This window comes from Marinobacterium aestuariivivens (assembly GCF_042661465.1).
Classification (GTDB): Bacteria; Pseudomonadota; Gammaproteobacteria; order Pseudomonadales; family Balneatricaceae; genus Marinobacterium_A; species Marinobacterium_A aestuariivivens.
This window is the reverse complement of sequence record NZ_JBHSWE010000001.1, coordinates 1,405,198-1,424,631: the sequence shown is the minus strand read 5'-3', so window position 1 is coordinate 1,424,631 and position 19,434 is coordinate 1,405,198. Positions and strand designations below refer to the sequence as shown.

Below are 19,434 nucleotides of genomic sequence, written 5' to 3'. Positions count from 1 at the left end.
TCTCTCAAGGTGCGTGCGTCGTCATTAAGGTGCACGCCTCGGATCGTGATAATTCAGGCAAGCCTCTAAAAAATAACAGATTTTGCTTGTTCTTGCTCGGCTGCAACAATCATTTGCTGTATTGGTGATATGAATGGCTTCCATGTGCGCAAAAAATGATTAAAGTCAGCGCATCCCCGAGACAGGATGTGATCAGTTGCCGAATCGAGCCGTCGGCGGCGTGGGGTAGGGCTTGAGCAGAGGGGGCGCACGACTCCCGCGTTCGGCAACAGGTACTGACTGGCGACGCCCGGTGGCCGAAAGCACCTGACTGATTACTATAAGAATGATATCGGCATGCTAATTGCTGTCCGATATTCAGCAATCACCCGATTGTTGAAGGAGCTGACAATGAACGATTCCCTCCCTGGTTTCCGCACCTCTGTTGAACCGAAAAGCCGCAACATCGGTTTTCTGTTGCTGAAGAACTTTACGATGATTTCGCTGGCATCGGCGATCGAACCGCTGCGCATGGCCAATCAGCTCAGCGGCAAGGAGCTTTACAACTGGTATACCCTGACCGAAGACGGCGAGCCCGTGCGTGCCAGTGACGGTATCCAGATCACCCCGGACGGCGCCATGACCGATCCGTTCGAGCTCGATACCGTGGTCGTCGCCGGTGGCGTCAACATCACCCGCAGCTACAGCAAGCGCGAGTTGTCCTGGTTGCAGGCGATGGGCCGCAAGGGCCGCAAGCTTGGCGGCATCTGTACCGGTGCCTATGCGCTGGCCGAAGCGGGCCTCCTCAATGGCTACGACTGCAGCGCGCACTGGGAGTGTGTTGCGTCCCTGCAGGAGGCGTTTCCGAAGGTCAACTGCACCAATCGGCTGTTCTCGGTCGATCGCGACCGCATCACCAGCAGTGGAGGCACCGTGCCGCTGGACATGATGCTGAACATGATCAAGCAGGAGCATGGTTACCAGCTCTCGGCCGCTATCTCCGAGATGTTCATCTGCGACCGTATCCGCAACGAGACCGATCACCAGCGTATCCCGCTGCGGCATGTTCTGGGTACCACCCAGCCGAAACTGGTCGAGGTGGTCGCGTTGATGGAGGCCAATCTCGAAGAGGCGATCGAGCTCGACGAGCTGGCCAGTTATGTAGGCCTGTCGCGGCGTCAGCTCGAGCGTCTGTTTCAGAAGTACCTGCAGTGCTCGCCGTCGCGCTACTACCTGAAGCTGCGTCTTACCCGTGCCCGCCAGCTTCTCAAGCAGACCTCGATGTCGATCATCGAGGTGGCCTCGGCCTGCGGCTTCGTTTCGACGCCGCATTTCAGCAAGTGCTATCGCGAACATATCGGCATCCCGCCGCGCGAGGAGCGCATGGGTATGCGTTCACAGCGCCCGGGGGATGTATTGCTCGGAGCCGGCGCCACACCGCTGTCGGGTCTCTATGGCCGGATGTCCGGCATGCTGCCCTCTACCACCGCCATGGCGGCCCTCACCGAAGCCCAGTCCGAGCCGAGCTACGGATCTGTTACGCTGCAATAAGCAAGAGGTGGCGCGTGACGGGTGACGCGTCACGCGTAACCCGTCATCTCGATCCTTTTGCAGAACGATGGGCTACGGTTGGCGCAGATGCTTATGGTGTTGGGTTTCGTGACTTCGCCACTTCACCCAGCCTGCAAAAAGCGTAAGGCGAAACCTGGCGCCACTCCGAACGAAAACTGCAATGGATACTTCAACCATTCTGCCGCTTGATGCAGGATGCGTCGGCGTGTGCGTCACCTGTCACCTTTTTGGACAAGCCCCGGCCCCGTGCCGGGGCTTGTCGTTTTCAGAACAGCCCCGGGGCGCCGGTTTCGTCTTTCCGGATACGGTAAAAGTCGCTGCAGGCCCCGTCATTTCTGGTGTTTTCAGAAATATCGAAGGTCTGACGCTTTTGACAATCAGGTGGTCGTTTTTAGTGCCATACCCGCGGCGGCGAAAGAATAGACTGGCCTCATTGCTACCACCCCTGGCTGCTATGTTTATGTCAGGGCTGGCGACGGCAAGCTTCCGGTCCGCAATGCTGGCCGGTAATCGAATATTGGGGGAGACAGATGAACGCTGCTGAACTGCACCAGGATGCCATCGTTATCGATGGTCTGATCATCGCGAAATGGAACCGCGAACTGTTCGAAGACATGAAAAAGGGCGGCCTTACCGCCGCCAACTGCACCGTTTCGGTCTGGGAAGGCTTTCAGAACACCATCAACAACATCGTTGAAGCGAACCAGTTGATGGAAGCCAACAGTGACCTGGTCCGTCCTGTGCATAGCGTTCGCGATATCAGCCGTGCCAAGGAAGAGGGCAAGACCGGTATCATTCTGGGCTTCCAGAATGCCCACGCCTACGAAGATCAGATCGGTTATGTCGAGATCTTCAAGAAGCTCGGCGTCGGTATCGTTCAGATGTGCTACAACACCCAAAACCTGGTCGGTACCGGCTGCTACGAGCGTGACGGCGGCCTGTCCGGTTTCGGGCGCGAGATCGTCGCCGAAATGAACCGTGTAGGCGTCATGTGCGACCTGTCCCACGTCGGCTCCAAGACCTCCGAAGAGGTGATTCTTGAGTCCAAGAAGCCGGTCTGCTACTCGCACTGCCTGCCGTCCGGTCTGAAGGAGCATCCGCGCAACAAGTCCGACGAAGAGCTGAAGTTCATTGCCGATCACGGCGGCTTCGTCGGCGTCACCATGTTTGCGCCCTTCCTGAAGAAAGGTATCGAGTCGACCGTCGACGACTACGTCGAGGCGATCGAATATACCGTCAATATCGCCGGCATCGATCAGGTCGGTATTGGTACCGATTTCACCCAGGGCCACGATCAGCAGTTCTTCGAGTACCTGACCCACGACAAGGGCTATGCCCGTCGCCTGACCAACTTCGGCAAGATCATCAACCCGGAAGGCATTCGTACCGTCGGCGAGTTCCCGAACCTGACCGCGGCACTGCTCAAGCGCGGTTTCAGCGAACAGGACGTGCGCAAGATCATGGGCGAAAACTGGGTCCGCATCCTCGGCGAAGTCTGGGGCGAGTAAGAAAAGAAAGCTGCAAGCCACAAGCTGCAAGCGAAAAGCGAAAAGCGAAAAGCGAAAAGTGGCACTTGCCAGCTTGAAGCTTGCGGCTAACAGCTTGCAGCTAAACCACATATTCCTGGTGGAACCGCGATGCCTGTTTCACCACTAGCGAAAAAGAATTCTCAGGAGATTCAAACCATGGGTGTACACGCTCCCGAAATGCCGATCCTGGTTGATGACGAAACCGGCGTATGGACCACCGATGCGCTGCCGATGCTTTATGTGCCGCGTCACTTCTTCGTCAACAACCATATGGCGATCGAAGAGGAAATGGGCGCCGAGCGCTATGCCGAGATCCTCTACAAGGCCGGCTACAAGTCCGCCTACTATTGGTGCGAAAAGGAAGCCGAAGCGCACGGCATCTCCGGTGCCGATGTGTTCGAACATTACATGAAGCGCCTGTCCCAGCGCGGCTGGGGGTTCTTCATCACCGAAGCGCTGGACCTGGAAAAGGGCACTGCGCGTGTGCGTCTGGAAAACTCCGCCTTCGTATACCAGTACGGCAAGGTGAATCGCAAGGTCGATTACATGTTCACCGGCTGGTTCGCCGGTGCCATGGATCAGATCGCCCAGAGCCTCGGCTATGATGTCCGTACCCGGGCGGTACAGACCCAGAGCGCGGCCGAGGAAGGCTGCGACTACGGTATCTTCGAAGTATCGCCGATTACCGAATAAGTCCTTTGAGCCTGCCGTCCGCGCAGGTCTCGCACTATAACAACGCCGGGGCCCGACAGACCCCGGCGGCCGATAAGAGTCAACGGGGTGTCGCAATGTCCCAGTTCGATGTGCTGTTCCAGCCGCTGAAAATCAACAAGCTGACCATCCGCAACCGTGTCGTCAGCACCGCTCACGCCGAGGTCTATGCGACCGACGGCGGCATGACCACCGATCGCTACGTCAAGTACTACGAAGAGAAGGCCAAGGGTGGCTGCGGTCTCTGTATCTGCGGCGGCTCCAGCGTCGTCTCGATCGACAGCCCGCAGAGCTGGTGGAGCTCGGTCAACCTGTCCACCGATCGTATCATTCCGCATTTCCAGAATCTGGCCGATGCCGTGCACAAGCATGGCGGCAAGATCATGATCCAGATTACCCACATGGGTCGTCGCTCTCGCTGGGACGGCGAGAACTGGGTCAACCTGATGTCACCGTCCGGCATTCGCGAGCCGGTGCACCGCGCGACCTGCAAGACCATCGAAGAGGAGGAGATCTGGCGTATCATCGGCGACTTCGCCAAGGCTGCCGTGCGTGCGAAGGAAGGCGGCCTCGACGGTGTCGAGCTGTCTGCCGTGCACCAGCACATGATCGACCAGTTCTGGTCGCCGCGTGTCAACAAGCGTACCGACCAGTGGGGCGGCACCTTCGAAAACCGCATGCGCTTCGGTCTGGAAGTGGCCAAGGCCGTTCGTGAAGCCGTGGGTCCTGACTTCGTGGTCGGCATGCGTATCACCGGTGACGAATTCCACCCGGACGGTCTGAACCATGACGACATGAAGCAGATCGCCAAGTACTACGACGACACCGGCCTGATCGACTACTTCGGCGTCGTCGGTTCCGGTTGCGACACCCACAACACCCTGGCCAACGTCATTCCGAACATGAGCTATCCGCCGGAGCCCTTCCTGCACCTGGCGGCCGGTATCAAGGAAGTGGTCAGCGTGCCGGTGATCCACGCCCAGAACATCAAGGATCCGAACCAGGCCAAGCGTATCCTGGAAGCCGGTTACGTCGACTTCGTCGGCATGACCCGTGCCCACATCGCCGATCCGCACCTGATCGCCAAGATCAAGATGGACCAGGTCGACCAGATCCGTCAGTGCGTCGGTGCCAACTACTGCATCGACCGTCAGTACATGGGCCTGGATGTGCTCTGCATCCAGAACGCCGCGACCTCGCGCGAGTACATGGGCCTGCCGCACATCATCGAGAAGACTGAAGGTCCGGTCCGCAAGGTGGTCGTTATCGGCGGTGGTCCGGGCGGACTGGAAGCGGCCCGTGTCGCGGCCGAGCGCGGTCACAACGTGACCCTGGTCGAGCGTGCCGACGAGCTGGGCGGTCAGATCACTATCGCCGCCAAGGCGCCGCAGCGCGATCAGATGGCCGGTATCACCCGCTGGCTGGCAATGGAGCTGGACCGTCTGGGCGTCGATGTGCGCCTGGGAACCGAGGCCAATGCCGACATGATTCGCGACCTCAAGCCGGATGTCTGCATCCTGGCGACCGGTGGGCGTCCGTTCCTGGAGCAGAACCCGCATTGGGGCGCTGACGAGGGTCTGGTGGTATCCAGCTGGGATATTCTCAGTGGCAAGGTGGAGCCGGGCAAGAATGTCCTGGTCTACGACACCATCTGCGAATTCTCCGGCATGTCCGCGGCCGACTACCTGTCGTCCAAGGGCTCGATGGTCGAGCTGGTCACCGACGATATAAAGCCGGGTGTCGGTATCGGCGGTACCACCTTCCCGACCTACTATCGCAGCCTCTACGAGAAAGAGGTGATCATGTCCTCCGACATGTTGCTGGAGAAGGTCTACCGCGAAGGCGACAAGCTGGTGGCGGTGCTGGAGAACGAGTACACCGGTCAGAAGGAAGAGCGCGTCGTCGATCAGATCGTGGTCGAAAACGGCACCCGCCCGAACGAGGAGCTGTACTACGAGCTCAAGGGCGAATCGCGCAACAAGGGTCAGATCGACAACGAGACCCTGTTCGCCGCCAAGGCCCAGCCGATCCTGAGCGAGCCGGGCGACGGCATGATCCTGTGGCGCCTGGGAGACTGCGTGTCGCAGCGCAACACCCATGCCGCGATCTACGACGCCCTGCGTCTGTGCAAGGACCTCTGATTTCGCTTTGAAGCGAAACTGAGAGGACTACTTCCTGGCCTGACCGAAGGCTGCTGCGCGGCAGCAGCCTTCCGTTTTTGAGAGGGCAAACCATGATCCTCGACTGGTTACTTCCCGTTCTGCTTCTGTCCGTGCTGGCGCTGGCGCTGGTCGGGGCTATCCGTCGCGTCAGCCTGTGGCGCGCCGGCCAGGCTTCGCCGGTGAGCGTCATCGGCGGACTGATTGCAATGCCGCGCCGCTACCTGGTGGATCTGCACCATGTGGTCGAACGCGACAAGTACATGTCCAATACCCATGTGGCAACGGCGGGCGGCTTCGTGCTGTCGCTGGCACTGATCCTGCTGGTGCACCTGTTCGGCATCGAAAGCAAGTTGCTGGCCTGGGCGCTGCTGGGCGCCTCCGTGCTGATGTTCACCGGTGCCATTTTCGTCTACCGGCGCCGTCAGAACCCGCCGTCGCGGCTGTCGAAAGGCCCCTGGATGCGCCTGCCGAAGAGCCTGCTGGTCTTCTCGGCCACCTTCTTCCTGGTGACGCTGCCGGCCGCCGGCATTCTGCCGGAAGGCTTCGGTGGCTGGCTGCTGGCCCTGATCCTGGCCGCCGGTGTCGTCTGGGGTCTCGGCGAGATGGTCTTCGGCATGACCTGGGGCGGCCCGATGAAGCACGCCTTCGCCGGCGCGCTGCACTGGCATTCCACCGCCGTCCCGAGCGTTTCGGTGGCGGCCGCTCCACCGGTCTGAAGCCGGTCGATCTGGAAGCGCCGGTTCTGGGCGTGCAGAAGCCGACCGATTTCAAATGGAACCAGCTGCTGGGCTTCGATGCCTGCGTCCAGTGCGGCAAGTGCGAAGCGATGTGCCCGGCCTTTGCCGCCGGTCAGCCGCTGAACCCGAAAAAACTGATCCAGGATATGGTCATCGGCCTGGCGGGCGGCACCGACGCCAAGTTCGCCGGCAGCCCCTATCCGGGTATCGAACTGGGCAACGCCAGGGCGGCCCGGACTCGACCATCACCGAAGGCCTGGTGAGCCCCGATACGCTCTGGTCCTGCACCACCTGTCGCGCCTGCGTCGAAGAGTGTCCGATGATGATCGAGCACGTCGATGCCATTGTCGACATGCGCCGCTTCCTGACGCTGGAAAAAGGCAATACACCGGGCAAGGGTGCCGAGGTGCTGGACAACCTGATCGCCACCGACAACCCCAGCGGGTTCGCGCCGGACAGCCGCATGAACTGGGCCGCCGACCAGAACCTCAAGGTCATGTCCGAGGTGAAAGAGGCCGAGGTCCTGTTCTGGGTCTCCGACGGCGCCTTCGACATGCGCAGCCAGCGCATCCTGCGGGCCTTCGTCAAGCTGATGAAGGCGGCGAACGTCGACTTCGCGGTGCTGGGTGACGAGGAGCGCGACTCCGGCGACGTGGCCCGTCGTCTGGGCGATGACGCCACTTTCCAGAGCCTGGCCAAGCGCAACATCGCGGTCATGAACAAGTACCGCTTCAAGCGCATCGTCACCACCGATCCCCACGCCTTCCATGTGCTGAAAAACGAGTACAAGGACTTCGGCGGGGATTACGAGGTGCTGCACCACACCACCTTTATCAATGAGCTGGTGAAAGAGGGTCGCATTCGGGTCGGAGCCCACAAGGGCGGTACCGTGACCTATCACGACCCCTGCTATCTGGGCCGCTACAATGGTGAATACGATTCGCCGCGCGAGCTGCTGGCGGCCATGGGCATTCAGCTGGCCGAGATGGAGCGTTCGGGCTTCCGTTCCCGCTGTTGCGGCGGTGGTGGCGGCGCGCCGATCACCGATATCCCGGGCGAGCGCCGTATCGCCGACATGCGCATGGAAGATGCCCGCGCCACCGGCGCCGAGCTGGTCGCCGTGGGCTGTCAGCAATGTACCGCGATGCTTGAAGGTGTTGTCGAGCCGCGCCCCGAGGTCAAGGACATTGCCGAGCTGGCGGCGGCTGTGCTGGTCGAAGCCGACGACAACCCGTCGGCCGGGACTCGGCGCCGTGACGAACTGGCCGTGGAGGTAGCCTGATGAGCGATATTATCCGCAGAGATCCTCGCGTCGAGTGGATCGCACGCAACCGCCTGCATCCGCTGCACGCCGAGATGGTGGCGCCCGTCGCCGAAACCCGCGGTCCGTCCGGGCTGATTCGCAAGAATCCCCACGTCGTCGGTTTCATCGGCCCCAACGGCATCAAGCGCATCGACCGTATGGGCGGCAACAGCGCCGCCGTCGGCATCCGTCGCGGAGCCAAGAGCGCTCAGCAGGTGGAGCTGCCGCTGCATGCTGTCGAGAACCCCGACTTTTATGTCGTGGCGGTGCTCGATATGGTCGGCGGACGCCTGACCGGTCACGACAAGGACGTGCTGGGCCAGGCGCACAAGCTGGTGAAAGGCTGCGACGGTAACGGTGCCGTACTGGCCGTGGTCTTCGGCGAGCACAAGGAAGAGAGCTTCGGCAAGGCAGGCGTCGACCGCCTGCTGCATCTGGGCGACCAGGACTTCGAAGGCTACTGTCCTGAGCAGCGCATGGCTGCACTGGTCGAGGTCGACAGGCAGTTCAAGCCGCGTTACTGGCTGTTCCCGGACAGCATCAACGGCGGCAACGAACTGGGCTGCCGTCTGGCGGCCCGCCTGGGCGAGCGTCCGGCTACCCAGGCCTGGCAGGTCGATACCGAGCGCAGCGTCTGCCGTGGCAGCGGTGGGCTCCAGGATATCACCCGGGCCACGCCGCGCCTGCTGCTGCTGGCCGAGGAGTGTGCCGATCAGATCGACGAAACCCGCCACGAAGCGCTGGCCGTCGAGCTGGAGCAGGCGCCACGCATCCTCGCCCGCATCAAGGATTGCGGGCAGGTGGCTGTCGATCCAAATTCGGTATCGCTGGCCGAGGCGGAATTCATCCTGTCGGCGGGCAACGGTATCCGCGACTGGGACCAGTTCCATCAGGCGGCCGAGCTGCTCGGCGCCACCGAGGGTGCCAGCCGCGTGGCGGTGGACGACGGTTTCATGCCGCGTTTCCGTCAGGTCGGTGCCACCGGCACCGGGTTACCGCCCGGGTTTACGTTGCCGTCGGTATCTCCGGTGCCGTCCAGCACCTGCAGGGTATCGGGGAGTGCGACAAGGTCGTGGCGATCAACACCGATGCCGGTTGCGATATGGTCAAGCGCGCGGACCTCAGTATCATCGGTGACAGCCAGCAGGTGCTGGCGCAGCTGATCGAGATGGCCCGCGATTACCGTCAGGGGGAGCCGAAAATGCAGCCTGATTTCAAGATTGTCGCACTGGTCTCGGTGGGCCAGCATCCGAAGTCCGGTCGCGCCCGCCGCGCCGAACAGGACGCCCGCGCTGTCGAGCTGGGCCTGCGTCTGTGCGGCGAAAAAGTGCAGGTGCTGCACGCCGGCGACGTCGCCGAGGAATCCCTTCGCAGCTATGCCGGTATGGGGCTGAAGCAGATGCGTGTGCTGCAGCAGTCGGCCAGCGCCGATGCCTCGCTCGCGCTGGGTGACTACCTCAGCGAACATCAGCCGGATATCGTGCTGACCGGCGTTCGCGCCGAAAGCGGGGAATCGTCCGGCATGACGCCCTATCTGCTGGCCGAGAAGCTCGGCTGGCCGCTGGTCACGCGCATTGCCGATATCGCCAGGATCGAAAACGGCGAAGCCGAGATCCTGCAGGCGCTGCCGCGCGGCCAGCGTCGAGCGATCAAGGTACGGTTGCCGTTCGTTGCCAGCGTCGACAATGCCGCCGCGGAACCGCGCCAGAGCGCCTACGGTCCGGGCCGGCGCGCCGAGCTCGAAAATCTGCCCTGGGTGGAGACCGCAGACGAGGTGCGCGCATCCTTCGAGGAAGCGCCGGCACGCAAGCGGCCCAAGCGTCTCAAGGTGGTCAAGGCCAAGACCGCGGCCGAGCGTTTCAAGGCGGCCACGGCCAAGTCCCAGGGCGACGGCGGTCGCGTGATCAAGGATCAGCCGCCGCGCGAGCAGGCTCAGGCGATCTTCGATCTGCTGCTCGAAGAGGGCGTGCTGCGGTAAAGGTGGCAGGTGGCGCATGACGGGTTACGCGTGACAAGACAGAAGAGCCAGGGTTTGCGCCCTGGCTCTTTTTTCGGGGCGTTTGGGCAATGGTGCGGTTCATTTCATTCACCGGCACCCTACGGGGTCATTGCCTGCCGTAGATTCGCCATTTTTTACAACGAGTATCCGCCCTGTCGTAAAAAGAATACCGGGCGACGAATACAAGCAATTCGAGGTAAGGGCGGCGGGGTATTCTACACCTGCATTCGACGCACAGGGTGTCCAGACCGGAGATCAGCACCGTTTTCCGCAATCTCCCGAAGCGTTGATGTCTGCCGGCCTTTCCGATAACGAAAGGTGTCTGAAACTGCGGGTTTGCTAGAAACCGCGTGGTTACCCGAATCCTGGCAGTCTTGTCTTTGGGTATGATCTTTCAGACGGATTCATACCTCCCCATCACGGCTTCTTTTACCGGGCTCAATGCCCGGTTTTTTTGTACATGGATGTACAGGAGTAGGGTTTATTTGGTGACGCGTTACGCGTTACAGGTGACGCCTAACACGTCACTCAAAAATACAGCTTCAAAACAGTGTCGGCGACGCAGACGATGCGACCGGAGCCTTCGACCTCGACCTTGATCTGGTTGACCATTTCGACACTGCGTTTCGAGGGCGCCAGGGATTTCAGCGTGGTGCGGGCGCGAATGCGGCTGCCGCTCTTCACCGGATGCGGAAAGCGCACCTGGTCGAGGCCGCAATTGACGACCATGCGGGCTTCCGGGTAGGGCGGCCTTTCCGGGTTGACCGTATCGGTGAGTTCCGGAAGCAGTGACAGGATCAGGAAACCGTGGGCGATGGTGCCGCCGAACGGTGATTCGCTGCGGGCCCGCTCGGGGTCGGTATGAATCCACTGACGGTCCCCGGTCACCTCGGCGAAGCGATCGATCCGGGGCTGGTCGATGGTCATCCACTCACCGGCGAACACCTCCTTGCCGATACTCTCCTGCCAGTCGCGGTAGAACTCGATCACCTTCAGGTTCTTGACGCCTTGCAGATCCCGATCTTCGCTGGCGGGGTCGAAAAACAGATGGATTCTCGAAACCCAGGAGTTGTTCAGGGTGTTGTTCAGCGAGTGGCTGATGAAGTAGGACAGCTGTCGCAAATGCGCGTCGGATGTGTTTTTGATATCAAGGCTGTTGAGACGGGTCCTGAATGACCTTTCTTTCTCTTTGATGTATTCGAAAACGTCCATCATCCGTTCCTGTCGTGGTGAGGCTGCGGTCTATCGGCCCCGATAATCTTGATAGGCCTGAATATCACAGCTGTGTCGCCAATGCAGCACCCAGGCCGGGCCCTGTCGTATCCGGCGGCGTAAAAGCGTACAGCGAAACCCCGGGGGACGCGACAGGATGTTGCCCTGATGACACGTAGGCCAGGCACAGGCGGTAGCGCTCCCCGAGTTCGAGCAGGCGAAACCGGAAGCCGTCATGTCCGTCTCTGCTGCCCTCCTGCCAGACTGACAGGCTCCGGTCATCGAGCGACGCCAGTGCGAAATCAAGCGTGCGAAAGGGCAGTCGCAGGCCGAGGCCGTAGGCCTTGGCGGCGGCCTCCTTGATACACCAGACCTGCGCCAGCAGCGCCTCCCGGCGCGCCCGCGCGAACCCGGTCAGATGCCGGTGCTGGGCGTCGCTCAGCAACTGCCTGGCGCTGAAGCGCCCCGACGCGGCGATGGGCTCGATATCGAGGCCCGGCTCCAGGCCCTGCGCGAACGCGACGGCGACCAGGTCGCCGCTGTGAGCGATATTGAAGGCCATCGTTCCAGTGGTGCGGCGACACAGGCCCGGCTTGCCATGGCGGTCGGCGATGATCTTCCAGTGGGCCGGCAGGCGGGTATTGCCGGATTGAGCACAGAGGGCATGGCGCAGCAGATAGCGCCCGAGCAGAAACTGCAGCCGGGCCCGCCGGCTGACCGTCGCTTCGTAGCGCGCGCGTTCCGCCCTGCTGATGCAGGCGAACACCGCAGCAGGTCGTCGCGCCAGCAGCGATGCGAATTGCCCGGTGTTGGCGAACCAGATGCTGATATTGTCGCGATTCCGGGGATCCATCAGACCGCCTCAAAACGAATAGTGCAACTTCAGTTCGATGAAATCCTCGTCACGGACCGGGTACAGCGCGGTATCCCCGGGACCGGCATTGAGGAACAGCAGCGCCCGGGTCTCGATGCGGAACCAGTCGTTGAGGCGGTGCTTCAGGCTCAGATCCGCATAGTTGGCACCGCTTTCGAAGTCGTAACTGATGACGCCGCGGAACTGGCTGCTGCCGATATCGCCAAAGGTGGTCTTGAGGCCGACAAAGAGATCGTTCTGCCCCAGCGTTTCGGCCTGCTCGTCCCGGTCGTCCATCAGGTATTCGGCGATCAGCGACAGGTCCTGCACCGCGTCCGGGAGCGCATAGACGGGATATTCGATACCGAGGTTGGCGGCGAAGAAGCCCTGGTCCAGTTCGCGGCCGGTTTTGGCCTCCAGCTTCAGGATCGTATCGCCGACCAGGTAGAGCGCATCCAGCAGCAGATTTTCGGTCTCGATGTAGAAAGGCTTAAGCTCGGTGTCCACCGGACTGTCCCGGATCAATAGCGGTGCCCGGCGGATGCCGTTGAAGTAGCCAAGCCCGGCTTCGAGGTCGCCGACGTAAAACAGGCCGCGCAGCGCAATATCGCCGCCCTTGGCGGAGGTCTCGAACCTGGCGCTGTCCGAGACCGGCAGCCCGAACGACGGGCGCTGCGGAAATTCGCGCTCGCGAAAGGTCGGCAGGTAGTACAGCGACAATTCGCCGCTGCCGAGCCGAAGGCCGACGGAGGCGAAGCTCTGGCCCAGTTTGTCCTTGCCGTCGACGGCCTGGCGCAGGTCCGACTGGTTGAGCACGTTGACGATGTTGAGGGTCTCGGAGACGCCCCAGAAAAAGGTGCCGACGCCGAGACCCAGCGACAGTCCGTCCCGGCGCCAGTGCAGGCTGGCCTGGCGGATATCGGCGTAGCGTCGCTCTTCGTCCTGTGCATCCCAGTTGCCGAACAGCCGCAGCTTGTAAGCGGTGCCGCCGAGATCGCCGCTGACGTCCGCCTCCGCCTGAAATCCCGGCGCAAAGCGATCGCTTTCGCCGATCGCCGCTGGCGCCTCGTGCGCAAAGGCGCGGGCGGTTGCGGCGATATCCACCGAGCTGCTGTCGACGACGCCGTTGGCCAGGGCCTGCGCGCCCAGCAGCCACAGACTCAGCAGCGCCCGGGAATCGAATGACGCCATCGCGACTCAGTCCCGCAGGGTGTTGCGATGGAAGTCGGAATCGGCAAGACCGTTGCCGAAGTCGATGCTGCGGTAGCTCAGGATCGTTTCGTTGCCTGTCTGCAGGTTGCGCATCGCCACTTCCAGCGGCCGCCAGTAGCGCTCGTCGTAGAGCCGGAAATTACGCGCGGCAAAGGTCTTGAGCAGTGTGTCCTTGCGGTCGTAGTAGTCGATGCGGAAGATGCGTCGGGCCTCCCGGTCGACCCAGACCCGCTGCCGGCTGTAGGCGGAGTGCCGGTCCTCGGGAGTGCGGTCGATGACATCGCACGGAAACGTCCCGGCACTGTCGCCGCAGGCTTCGGTACCGATATAGAGGTAGCTGAAGTCGTCAACCTCCTTGTCGGCCAGGTCTTCGAACGAGAATTCGCTGCCGACGAAGGCGCCACTTTTGTTCCGCGACGAGATGCGCTTGATACGCGCGTAGGCCGGCAGATACAACCACTGCTCGTCGGCATCCTCCGGCTGAGGGTGCGTGAGCAGAGCCGTGCCCCGGATATCGGCGGGGAAATCGAACCGTATCAGCGACTTGTCGCCTCCGTCGCGGTTCTCGAGCATGCTGATCTCGAGCTCGCGCCGGGTCTCGTCGCCATTTTTGTTGCGCAGAATCATCGTCAACTCGGCGACGGTGTCAGCGTAGCCGAGGTCGCGGTTCTCCACAGCCACCGCGACCTCTCGCCCCTTGGCCGTGTCGTTTTCGGTAGCCTGAGCCGGCAGGCTCAGCAGGCTGCACAGCAGTAGCGTCGCCGGGAACAGGGAGTGGGGGTCAGTTCGCATTGTTGAACTCCTTGTCGGTGCGGAAGTGCCGGGTCGTCGCCGCCGGCACGCGGCGTATGCCGGTCAGTACCAGCGCCGGCAGCAGTATCAGATCGAACAGCAGTGCCAGCACGATGGTGATACTGGTGAGCATGCCCATCTGGGCGTTTTTCTCGAAGGCGGAGGTCGACAGCAGCAGGAAGCCGACGACCAGCAACAACGAGCTGATCAGGATGCCGCCCATGGTCTTGCCGAAAGTCTCGCGTACGCTGTCTTCGGGGCTGAGGCCCCGTTTAAGGCCATCGACGTACTGGTAGAGGAAGTGCACCGTGTCGTCGACGATGATGCCGATCGCCATGGCCGACACGCCGGCCAGTCCCATCGATATCTGGCCGTTGACGAGAGACCAGAAACCGAAGGCGGCGGCGATCGGCAACAGGTTCGGAATCAGGCTCAGCAGGCCGATGCGGGGTGAACGGAACAGCAGCATCAGCGTCAGCGAAATCACCAGGAACGCCAGCGAGGCGCCCTCGAGCAGGCTGACGATGTTGGACTGGCCGATATGCGAGAAGATGGCCGCTGGGCTGCTGTGATAAACCTCGATGGTCTGCGGCCGGTGCTGTCGCAGCCACTGTTCGGCCCGCTCCTCGAACGCGATCAGCCCCACGGAGCTCTGGTTTTTCAGCCGTGCGGTCAGCTTCGCCGACGACTTGTCAAAGCTGACCTGGTGGGTCACGTCGCGTCCGAACGGCAGCGACATCTCGTACAGCAGGAACTGCTGCGCCGCGACGGTGGCATCGCCGGGCAGCCGGTAAAAGGCCGCGTCGTCGCCGTTCATCAGCCTGTTGAGGTCCTTGATCCGGTGCAGCGGGCTGGCGGTCGTGACCACCTCGGGCTGTTGCAGCAGCCAGGCCTCGAAGTTGTCCAGGAACTGCAGAAACGCCGGCTGAAACATGCCGTTCTGCTGCCCGCTCGACAGCGAATAGTCGATGGTGTAAATGCCGGAAAAGTGCTCGTCGATACGCTCGGCGTCGGTACGAAACGCCTGCGACTCGTCGAAGTAGCGGATCAGGTCGTCGTTGAGCTGGTTCAACGGGCTGAGCGCCGCGATACCCAGTGACAGCGGAAACATCAGCCACAGGATCGGCTGCCGGCGCGCGATCACCCAGTCCGACAGCGGCGTCATGCGTTCGAGCAGCCGGTTGGCGCTGGTGGGCCGTGACGAAATGCGGATCCGAAGCAGCAGTTGCGGCAGCACCGTCAGCGACAGCAGCAGCGAAAACAGCACCCCGAGCGCGACGATATTGCCGAGATCGCGGAACGGCGGCGAGTCGCTGAAATTCATCGCCAGGAAGCCGATGATGGTCGTGATATGGCTCACCGCGATGGGCTTGAGATTGCGCCGGTAGGACTGCAGTACCGCCTCCTCGCGGGGAGCGCCGGCGCGGACCTGGCGCTGAATATAGCTGAGGATGTGGATGGCCGACGCGACGATCACGGTGAACATGATGATCGGTGCCGACACCGACGGTGCCGATAGCTGGATGCCGAGCCAGCCCGCGAGGCCCAGGGAGCCGAGCAGGGCCAGCACCACGATCGCCAGGATGGCGCCGCCGGCGGCCGGCGACCCGAGGATCAGGCCGGCGCTGATCAGCACGAACAGGATCATCAGCGGAATCAGCGTGACGAAGTCCTTTTTCGCTGCCGGAAGAAGGCGCCGTTCATTTCCACTACGCCGGTGACCGAGAAGCGGTAGCCGGGATAGTCCGCCTCGAATGACCGCAGCAGCTCATCGACGCCGCCGGTGACGGCCAGCACTTCGGCCTTGTTGTCGAGTCCCGGCAACCGGAGGGTGACGTTGATCGCGGTGTAGCGGCCGTCTGCACTGACCAGACTGCCGACCAGGTCCCGCTCCTGGCTGGCGGCGGCCTCGATATAGGCGATCCGTTGCCGGGTTATCTCGTCGGGTTCGTAGACGAACTCCTCGATCAGGATGTCGTCGCCGTCGGCCGAGCTGTAGGGGTAGTTGGTCAGCGAGTCGACGCGGGAGGTGTGGGGCAGGCGCCACAACGCCTGCGTCAGCCCGTGCACCAGGCCGAGGGTGCGTGCGTTGTAGACGCTCTCATCTGCCGGCTCGATCATGATGAAGACGTTGTCGGTGGTGCTGTAGGTGTCCTGCATCTGCTCCAGACGCAGCAGGTCGCGGTCGTCGTCATCGAAGAAAATGCGGTAGTCGCTGGCCAGTCCCATCCGTGTCAACCCGGCCGCCGACGCCAGCGTCAGTAGCAGCATCAGAGCCAGCAGCCAGCGACTGGCGCCGGAGCGGATGATCCAGTCGGTCTTTGCGCCTCTGTTCAAAGTGCTTCTTCCTTTGCCGATAAAAAGGTCCGCAGCGGCACCATCACCCGCTCCACGTCGGCCTCGACGCCCATCACCAGCTCCGACGCGCGACAGCTCAGCCATTTGCGTCCGACTACGAAGAGTCCGGGTTCCGGGGTCTTGCCGTAGTCCTCGACGAAGCTATCGCCATCGATGCAGTGGGGCAGCTTCAGCCAGTCGGTGCGATCGCGGTAGCCGGTTGCCCAGATCACTGTATCGACGTTGCGCCAGCCTGCGGCGTCGAAGCGGATGCGGTGGCCGGAGCACTCCAGAGCCCGGCCGAGCACCTCGACGCCCCGGGCCTGCAGCCGGCGATTACTGTAATCACCGCAGGGAACCGGGTTGCGCTTTTTCAGGATTCTCGCCACCGGGCTGTGCTTGTCGGCATAGAGGATGCGCAGCCGGTCGAGCCACCAGAAGATGTCCCGCCCGAGCACCCGGTTGGGGGGCAGGCCGCGGCGGGCGCCGGTGGCCAGCAGGACGCTGCAACGCCCGGCAAGGCGGTCCGCGATCTGGCGACCGCTGGCGCCGTCGCCGACGACCGCCACGGTGTTGCCGTCGGGGACGACGTCGGTGGAGCCGAGGTTGCTGTCGAGTTGCTGCACGTCCGCGGCGAGCTGAGCGCTGAACGCCGGCACCTGCGGCACCTGGTTGGCGCCGGTGGCGTTGACCACGGTGCTGGCGTGCAGCGAGGTGCCATCGGTAAGGACGAGCCGGAAGCTGCCGGCCGGGAGCCGCTCGAGACGTGCGACCCCGGTGCGCTCGCGGATCCGGAGATCGAAGTGCTTGGCGTAGCGGGTCAGGTAGTCGGCCATTTCCAGCGTCGTCGGAAAGCCCTCGGGATCTCCGGGGAACGGCAGCTCGGGCAGGGCGCAGAACTGGCGCGAGGTGAACAGCTGCATGCCTGCGAGCCGGTTGCGCCAGACGTCGCCGATGCCGTCCCGTTCCAGCAGCAGGTAGTCGAGCCCCGCCTGTTGCAGCCGGCGCGCGGTGTGAAGGCCGAACTGGCCGCCGCCGATCACGATGCAGTCGTAGTGTGCCATCAGCCGGCCTCCCCGGCGGTGTCGCCGAAATGCTGCTCCAGGTAGGCGACCAGGGCGTTGATGGTCGGGTAGTCGAAGGCCAGCGTCGGGTCGACCTCGACGCTCAGGCTATCCTCCACCAGGGTCGACAGGCGGACATGGTCCGCCGAGTCCAGCCCCAGGCTCGAGAAGGAGGTGTCCCTGTGCTCGTCGATGGAGAACTCGGGGGTCTTGGCCGCGATAAAGCTGGCGATCTGTTCCACCAGATTTTTTGTGCAGAATTCAGCCGTCATCTCGATTTCCTCTCGTCTGGTCAGGCGGGCAGCGCCTGTTCGGCGGCGATCAGTTCACGGCAGGCGGTACGTCGCACCTTGCCGCTGGTGGTTTTCGGAATGCCGCCGGGCTTCACCAGCAGCAGTCGGTCCAGGCCGACATCATGCGCCGACATCACCGCCTCGCGCAGTTCCTGTCGCAGTTCGGCATGGTCGCGGTTGAGAAAGGCGTTGCGCCGGATTTCGACGATGGCTGCCAGGCGGGTTTCGCCGTTCAGCTCGACGGTAAAGACCGAGGCGCCGTTGTTGCCGGCCGCGTCCGGGTGGCTGCTGCAGGAGCGCTCGATATCGTAGGGGTAGAGGTTGCGGCCCCGCAGGATCAGCATCTCCTTGATGCGTCCGGTGACGTACAGCATACGGTCGCGGACGAAACCCATATCACCGGTCCTGAAGTAGCGGCGGCCGTCGTCCGGCAACAGCCGGGCGCCGAACGGCTCGTCGTTGCTCTGCGGGTTGTTGAGGTAGCCCCGGGCAACCGAGGCGCCGCTGACCCAGATCTCACCGATGCGCTCGGCGCCGGCGAGGCGGCCGCTGGCCGGGTCGACGATGCGTACCTCCAGCCGCGGCGTGATATGGCCGCAGTTGACCACCCGGCGTCCCTCGTCGGCCGGCTGCAGTTGACCACTGTCGAATGCCGCGGGGGCGAAGGTCAGGGTCTGAACGCCGCTGCCCACCGGTCCTCCGGATACGAACAGCGTGGTTTCCGCCATACCGTAGCAGGGGAAAAAAGCGGCGGGGTCGAAACCCAGGGGCCGAAACGGTCGGAGAAGGCCTGCATGGTGTCGGCGCTGACAGGTTCCGAGCCGTTCAACGCCACCGTCCAGCAGCTGAGATCCAGTCCCGACAGGTCCTCGCGATCGCTGATGAACTTGACGCAGTGCTCGTAGCCGAAATTGGGTGCGGCGGAGCTCTGGATGCGGTATTGCGAGATCAACTCCAGCCAGCGGCGCGGGCGCTGGACGAAGTTCATCGGCGGCATGAAGACATAGGTGCCGCCGAGGAACAGTGGCTGCAGCAGGTGTCCGATCAGCCCCATATCGTGGAACTGCGGCAGCCAGCCACCGGCGATCAGGCCTTCGCGGTGGCCACAGGCCTGCTGAATCGCCAGCTGATTGTCGACGATATTGGCGTGGCTTACCATCACGCCCTTGGGCTGGCCGGTGGAACCGGAGGTGTACTGCACGAACGCCAGCTGGTCGGGATCGGGAGACGGCAACGGCGCGGTTTCGGCCGATCCTGTCGGGTATTCGTCGATCCAGGTCTGATCGTCCAGATGGGTTTCCGGCAACTCCGCCAACTGTTCGCACAGCTGCTCCCGGGCCCGGGCGGTGGTGAGGATAGCCCGGGTTTTCGCGTCCTCGAGGATGCGCAGGGTGCGTTCGAGCTGCTGTGCATTGCGGCTGAGGTTCAGCGGCACCGCCACGGCGCCGGCGGCCAGGCAGGCGAGGAAGTTGACGACGAAGTCGAGTCCGGCGGGATACAGCAGTGCCAGCGGCTGTCCGCCGTAGCCCCGCTCGACCAGCAGCCGGGCCCGGCCCTGTACCCGCCGGTGCAAATCGCCATAGCTCAGCGATAGCGCGCTGTCGGGCCCCTGAGGCTGGAACACGCAGGCGATACGGCTGCCATCCCGGGCCACATGGCGCTCGAACACGTCCATGAAG

Annotated in this window: 15 protein-coding genes and 2 pseudogenes; 7 read left to right on the top strand and 10 right to left on the bottom strand. The window is 62.8% G+C overall.

Annotated elements, in window-relative coordinates:
- Window positions 1-390 precede the first annotated feature (390 nt).
- The 7 genes and pseudogenes from gbdR (at window position 391) to etfB (ending at window position 9,971) form a co-directional block, all read left to right on the top strand.
- Window positions 391-1,530, top strand: coding sequence for a choline metabolism transcriptional regulator GbdR (gene gbdR / locus ACFQDL_RS07465; protein WP_379908460.1), 1,140 nt, complete (start codon window positions 391-393; stop codon window positions 1,528-1,530).
- Window positions 1,531-2,081: 551 nt separating this feature from the next.
- On the top strand, window positions 2,082-3,059 hold the full coding sequence (locus ACFQDL_RS07460) for a dipeptidase (RefSeq protein ID WP_379908459.1): 978 nt from the start codon (window positions 2,082-2,084) through the stop codon (window positions 3,057-3,059).
- Between the two features lie 177 nt (window positions 3,060-3,236).
- Window positions 3,237-3,773, top strand: coding sequence for a DUF5943 domain-containing protein (locus ACFQDL_RS07455; protein ID WP_379908458.1), 537 nt, complete (start codon window positions 3,237-3,239; stop codon window positions 3,771-3,773).
- A gap of 95 nt (window positions 3,774-3,868) precedes the next feature.
- The gene (dgcA, locus tag ACFQDL_RS07450) at window positions 3,869-5,932 is read left to right on the top strand and encodes a dimethylglycine demethylation protein DgcA (RefSeq protein WP_379908457.1); all 2,064 of its coding nucleotides are present in this window, start codon (window positions 3,869-3,871) and stop codon (window positions 5,930-5,932) included.
- Window positions 5,933-6,027: 95 nt separating this feature from the next.
- Window positions 6,028-7,972: pseudogene (locus ACFQDL_RS07445) on the top strand ((Fe-S)-binding protein).
- Window positions 7,972-9,156, top strand: a complete 1,185-nt coding sequence (locus tag ACFQDL_RS07440; RefSeq protein ID WP_379908456.1) for an FAD-binding protein — start codon at window positions 7,972-7,974, stop codon at window positions 9,154-9,156. The pseudogene ACFQDL_RS07445 and the gene ACFQDL_RS07440 overlap by 1 nt, the downstream one beginning before the upstream one ends.
- A gap of 38 nt (window positions 9,157-9,194) precedes the next feature.
- Window positions 9,195-9,971: an electron transfer flavoprotein subunit beta gene (gene etfB, locus ACFQDL_RS07435; protein ID WP_379912948.1), complete on the top strand. Its 777-nt coding sequence runs from the start codon at window positions 9,195-9,197 to the stop codon at window positions 9,969-9,971.
- A 549-nt stretch (window positions 9,972-10,520) separates the two neighbouring features.
- Here etfB and ACFQDL_RS07430 read toward each other — a convergent pair.
- From ACFQDL_RS07430 to ACFQDL_RS07385, 10 genes and pseudogenes are all read right to left on the bottom strand, one after another.
- Window positions 10,521-11,204 (bottom strand): MaoC family dehydratase, encoded by a 684-nt coding sequence (locus ACFQDL_RS07430; RefSeq protein WP_379908455.1) that lies wholly within the window; start codon window positions 11,202-11,204, stop codon window positions 10,521-10,523.
- 64 nt (window positions 11,205-11,268) lie between these two features.
- The gene (locus ACFQDL_RS07425; RefSeq protein WP_379908454.1) at window positions 11,269-12,057 is read right to left on the bottom strand and encodes a 4'-phosphopantetheinyl transferase family protein; all 789 of its coding nucleotides are present in this window, start codon (window positions 12,055-12,057) and stop codon (window positions 11,269-11,271) included.
- A 9-nt stretch (window positions 12,058-12,066) separates the two neighbouring features.
- The gene (locus tag ACFQDL_RS07420; RefSeq protein WP_379908453.1) at window positions 12,067-13,248 is read right to left on the bottom strand and encodes a hypothetical protein; all 1,182 of its coding nucleotides are present in this window, start codon (window positions 13,246-13,248) and stop codon (window positions 12,067-12,069) included.
- Between the two features lie 6 nt (window positions 13,249-13,254).
- Window positions 13,255-14,061 (bottom strand): outer membrane lipoprotein-sorting protein, encoded by an 807-nt coding sequence (locus ACFQDL_RS07415; RefSeq protein ID WP_379908452.1) that lies wholly within the window; start codon window positions 14,059-14,061, stop codon window positions 13,255-13,257.
- On the bottom strand, window positions 14,051-15,709 hold the full coding sequence (locus tag ACFQDL_RS07410) for an efflux RND transporter permease subunit (protein WP_379908451.1): 1,659 nt from the start codon (window positions 15,707-15,709) through the stop codon (window positions 14,051-14,053). Before ACFQDL_RS07410 ends, ACFQDL_RS07415 begins: the two co-directional genes overlap by 11 nt.
- 8 nt (window positions 15,710-15,717) lie before the next feature.
- The gene (locus ACFQDL_RS07405; RefSeq protein ID WP_379908450.1) at window positions 15,718-16,398 is read right to left on the bottom strand and encodes an RND transporter family protein; all 681 of its coding nucleotides are present in this window, start codon (window positions 16,396-16,398) and stop codon (window positions 15,718-15,720) included.
- On the bottom strand, window positions 16,395-17,462 hold the full coding sequence (locus ACFQDL_RS07400) for a flavin-containing monooxygenase (RefSeq protein ID WP_379908449.1): 1,068 nt from the start codon (window positions 17,460-17,462) through the stop codon (window positions 16,395-16,397). Before ACFQDL_RS07400 ends, ACFQDL_RS07405 begins: the two co-directional genes overlap by 4 nt.
- The gene (locus ACFQDL_RS07395) at window positions 17,462-17,734 is read right to left on the bottom strand and encodes an acyl carrier protein (RefSeq protein WP_379908448.1); all 273 of its coding nucleotides are present in this window, start codon (window positions 17,732-17,734) and stop codon (window positions 17,462-17,464) included. Before ACFQDL_RS07395 ends, ACFQDL_RS07400 begins: the two co-directional genes overlap by 1 nt.
- Before the next feature lie 20 nt (window positions 17,735-17,754).
- Window positions 17,755-18,597 (bottom strand): AMP-binding protein, encoded by an 843-nt coding sequence (locus ACFQDL_RS07390; protein ID WP_379912946.1) that lies wholly within the window; start codon window positions 18,595-18,597, stop codon window positions 17,755-17,757.
- 20 nt (window positions 18,598-18,617) lie between these two features.
- Window positions 18,618-19,430, bottom strand: a pseudogene (locus ACFQDL_RS07385) (AMP-binding protein); the annotation flags it as partial.
- Between the last annotated feature and the right edge of the window lie 4 nt (window positions 19,431-19,434).

Bases quoted from the DNA above. Each gene is read 5' to 3' on its own strand.
- ACFQDL_RS07460 (WP_379908459.1), top strand. From the start codon at position 2,082: ATGAACGCTGCTGAACTGCACCAGGATGCCATCGTTATCGATGGTCTG.
- ACFQDL_RS07425 (WP_379908454.1), bottom strand. From the start codon at position 12,057: ATGGATCCCCGGAATCGCGACAATATCAGCATCTGGTTCGCCAACACC.
- ACFQDL_RS07455 (WP_379908458.1), top strand. From the start codon at position 3,237: ATGGGTGTACACGCTCCCGAAATGCCGATCCTGGTTGATGACGAAACC.
- ACFQDL_RS07395 (WP_379908448.1), bottom strand. From the start codon at position 17,734: ATGACGGCTGAATTCTGCACAAAAAATCTGGTGGAACAGATCGCCAGC.
- ACFQDL_RS07430 (WP_379908455.1), bottom strand. From the start codon at position 11,204: ATGGACGTTTTCGAATACATCAAAGAGAAAGAAAGGTCATTCAGGACC.
- dgcA (WP_379908457.1), top strand. From the start codon at position 3,869: ATGTCCCAGTTCGATGTGCTGTTCCAGCCGCTGAAAATCAACAAGCTG.
- ACFQDL_RS07420 (WP_379908453.1), bottom strand. From the start codon at position 13,248: ATGGCGTCATTCGATTCCCGGGCGCTGCTGAGTCTGTGGCTGCTGGGC.
- etfB (WP_379912948.1), top strand. From the start codon at position 9,195: ATGCAGCCTGATTTCAAGATTGTCGCACTGGTCTCGGTGGGCCAGCAT.
- gbdR (WP_379908460.1), top strand. From the start codon at position 391: ATGAACGATTCCCTCCCTGGTTTCCGCACCTCTGTTGAACCGAAAAGC.
- ACFQDL_RS07440 (WP_379908456.1), top strand. From the start codon at position 7,972: ATGAGCGATATTATCCGCAGAGATCCTCGCGTCGAGTGGATCGCACGC.
- ACFQDL_RS07410 (WP_379908451.1), bottom strand. From the start codon at position 15,709: ATGATCCTGTTCGTGCTGATCAGCGCCGGCCTGATCCTCGGGTCGCCG.
- ACFQDL_RS07415 (WP_379908452.1), bottom strand. From the start codon at position 14,061: ATGCGAACTGACCCCCACTCCCTGTTCCCGGCGACGCTACTGCTGTGC.
- ACFQDL_RS07400 (WP_379908449.1), bottom strand. From the start codon at position 17,462: ATGGCACACTACGACTGCATCGTGATCGGCGGCGGCCAGTTCGGCCTT.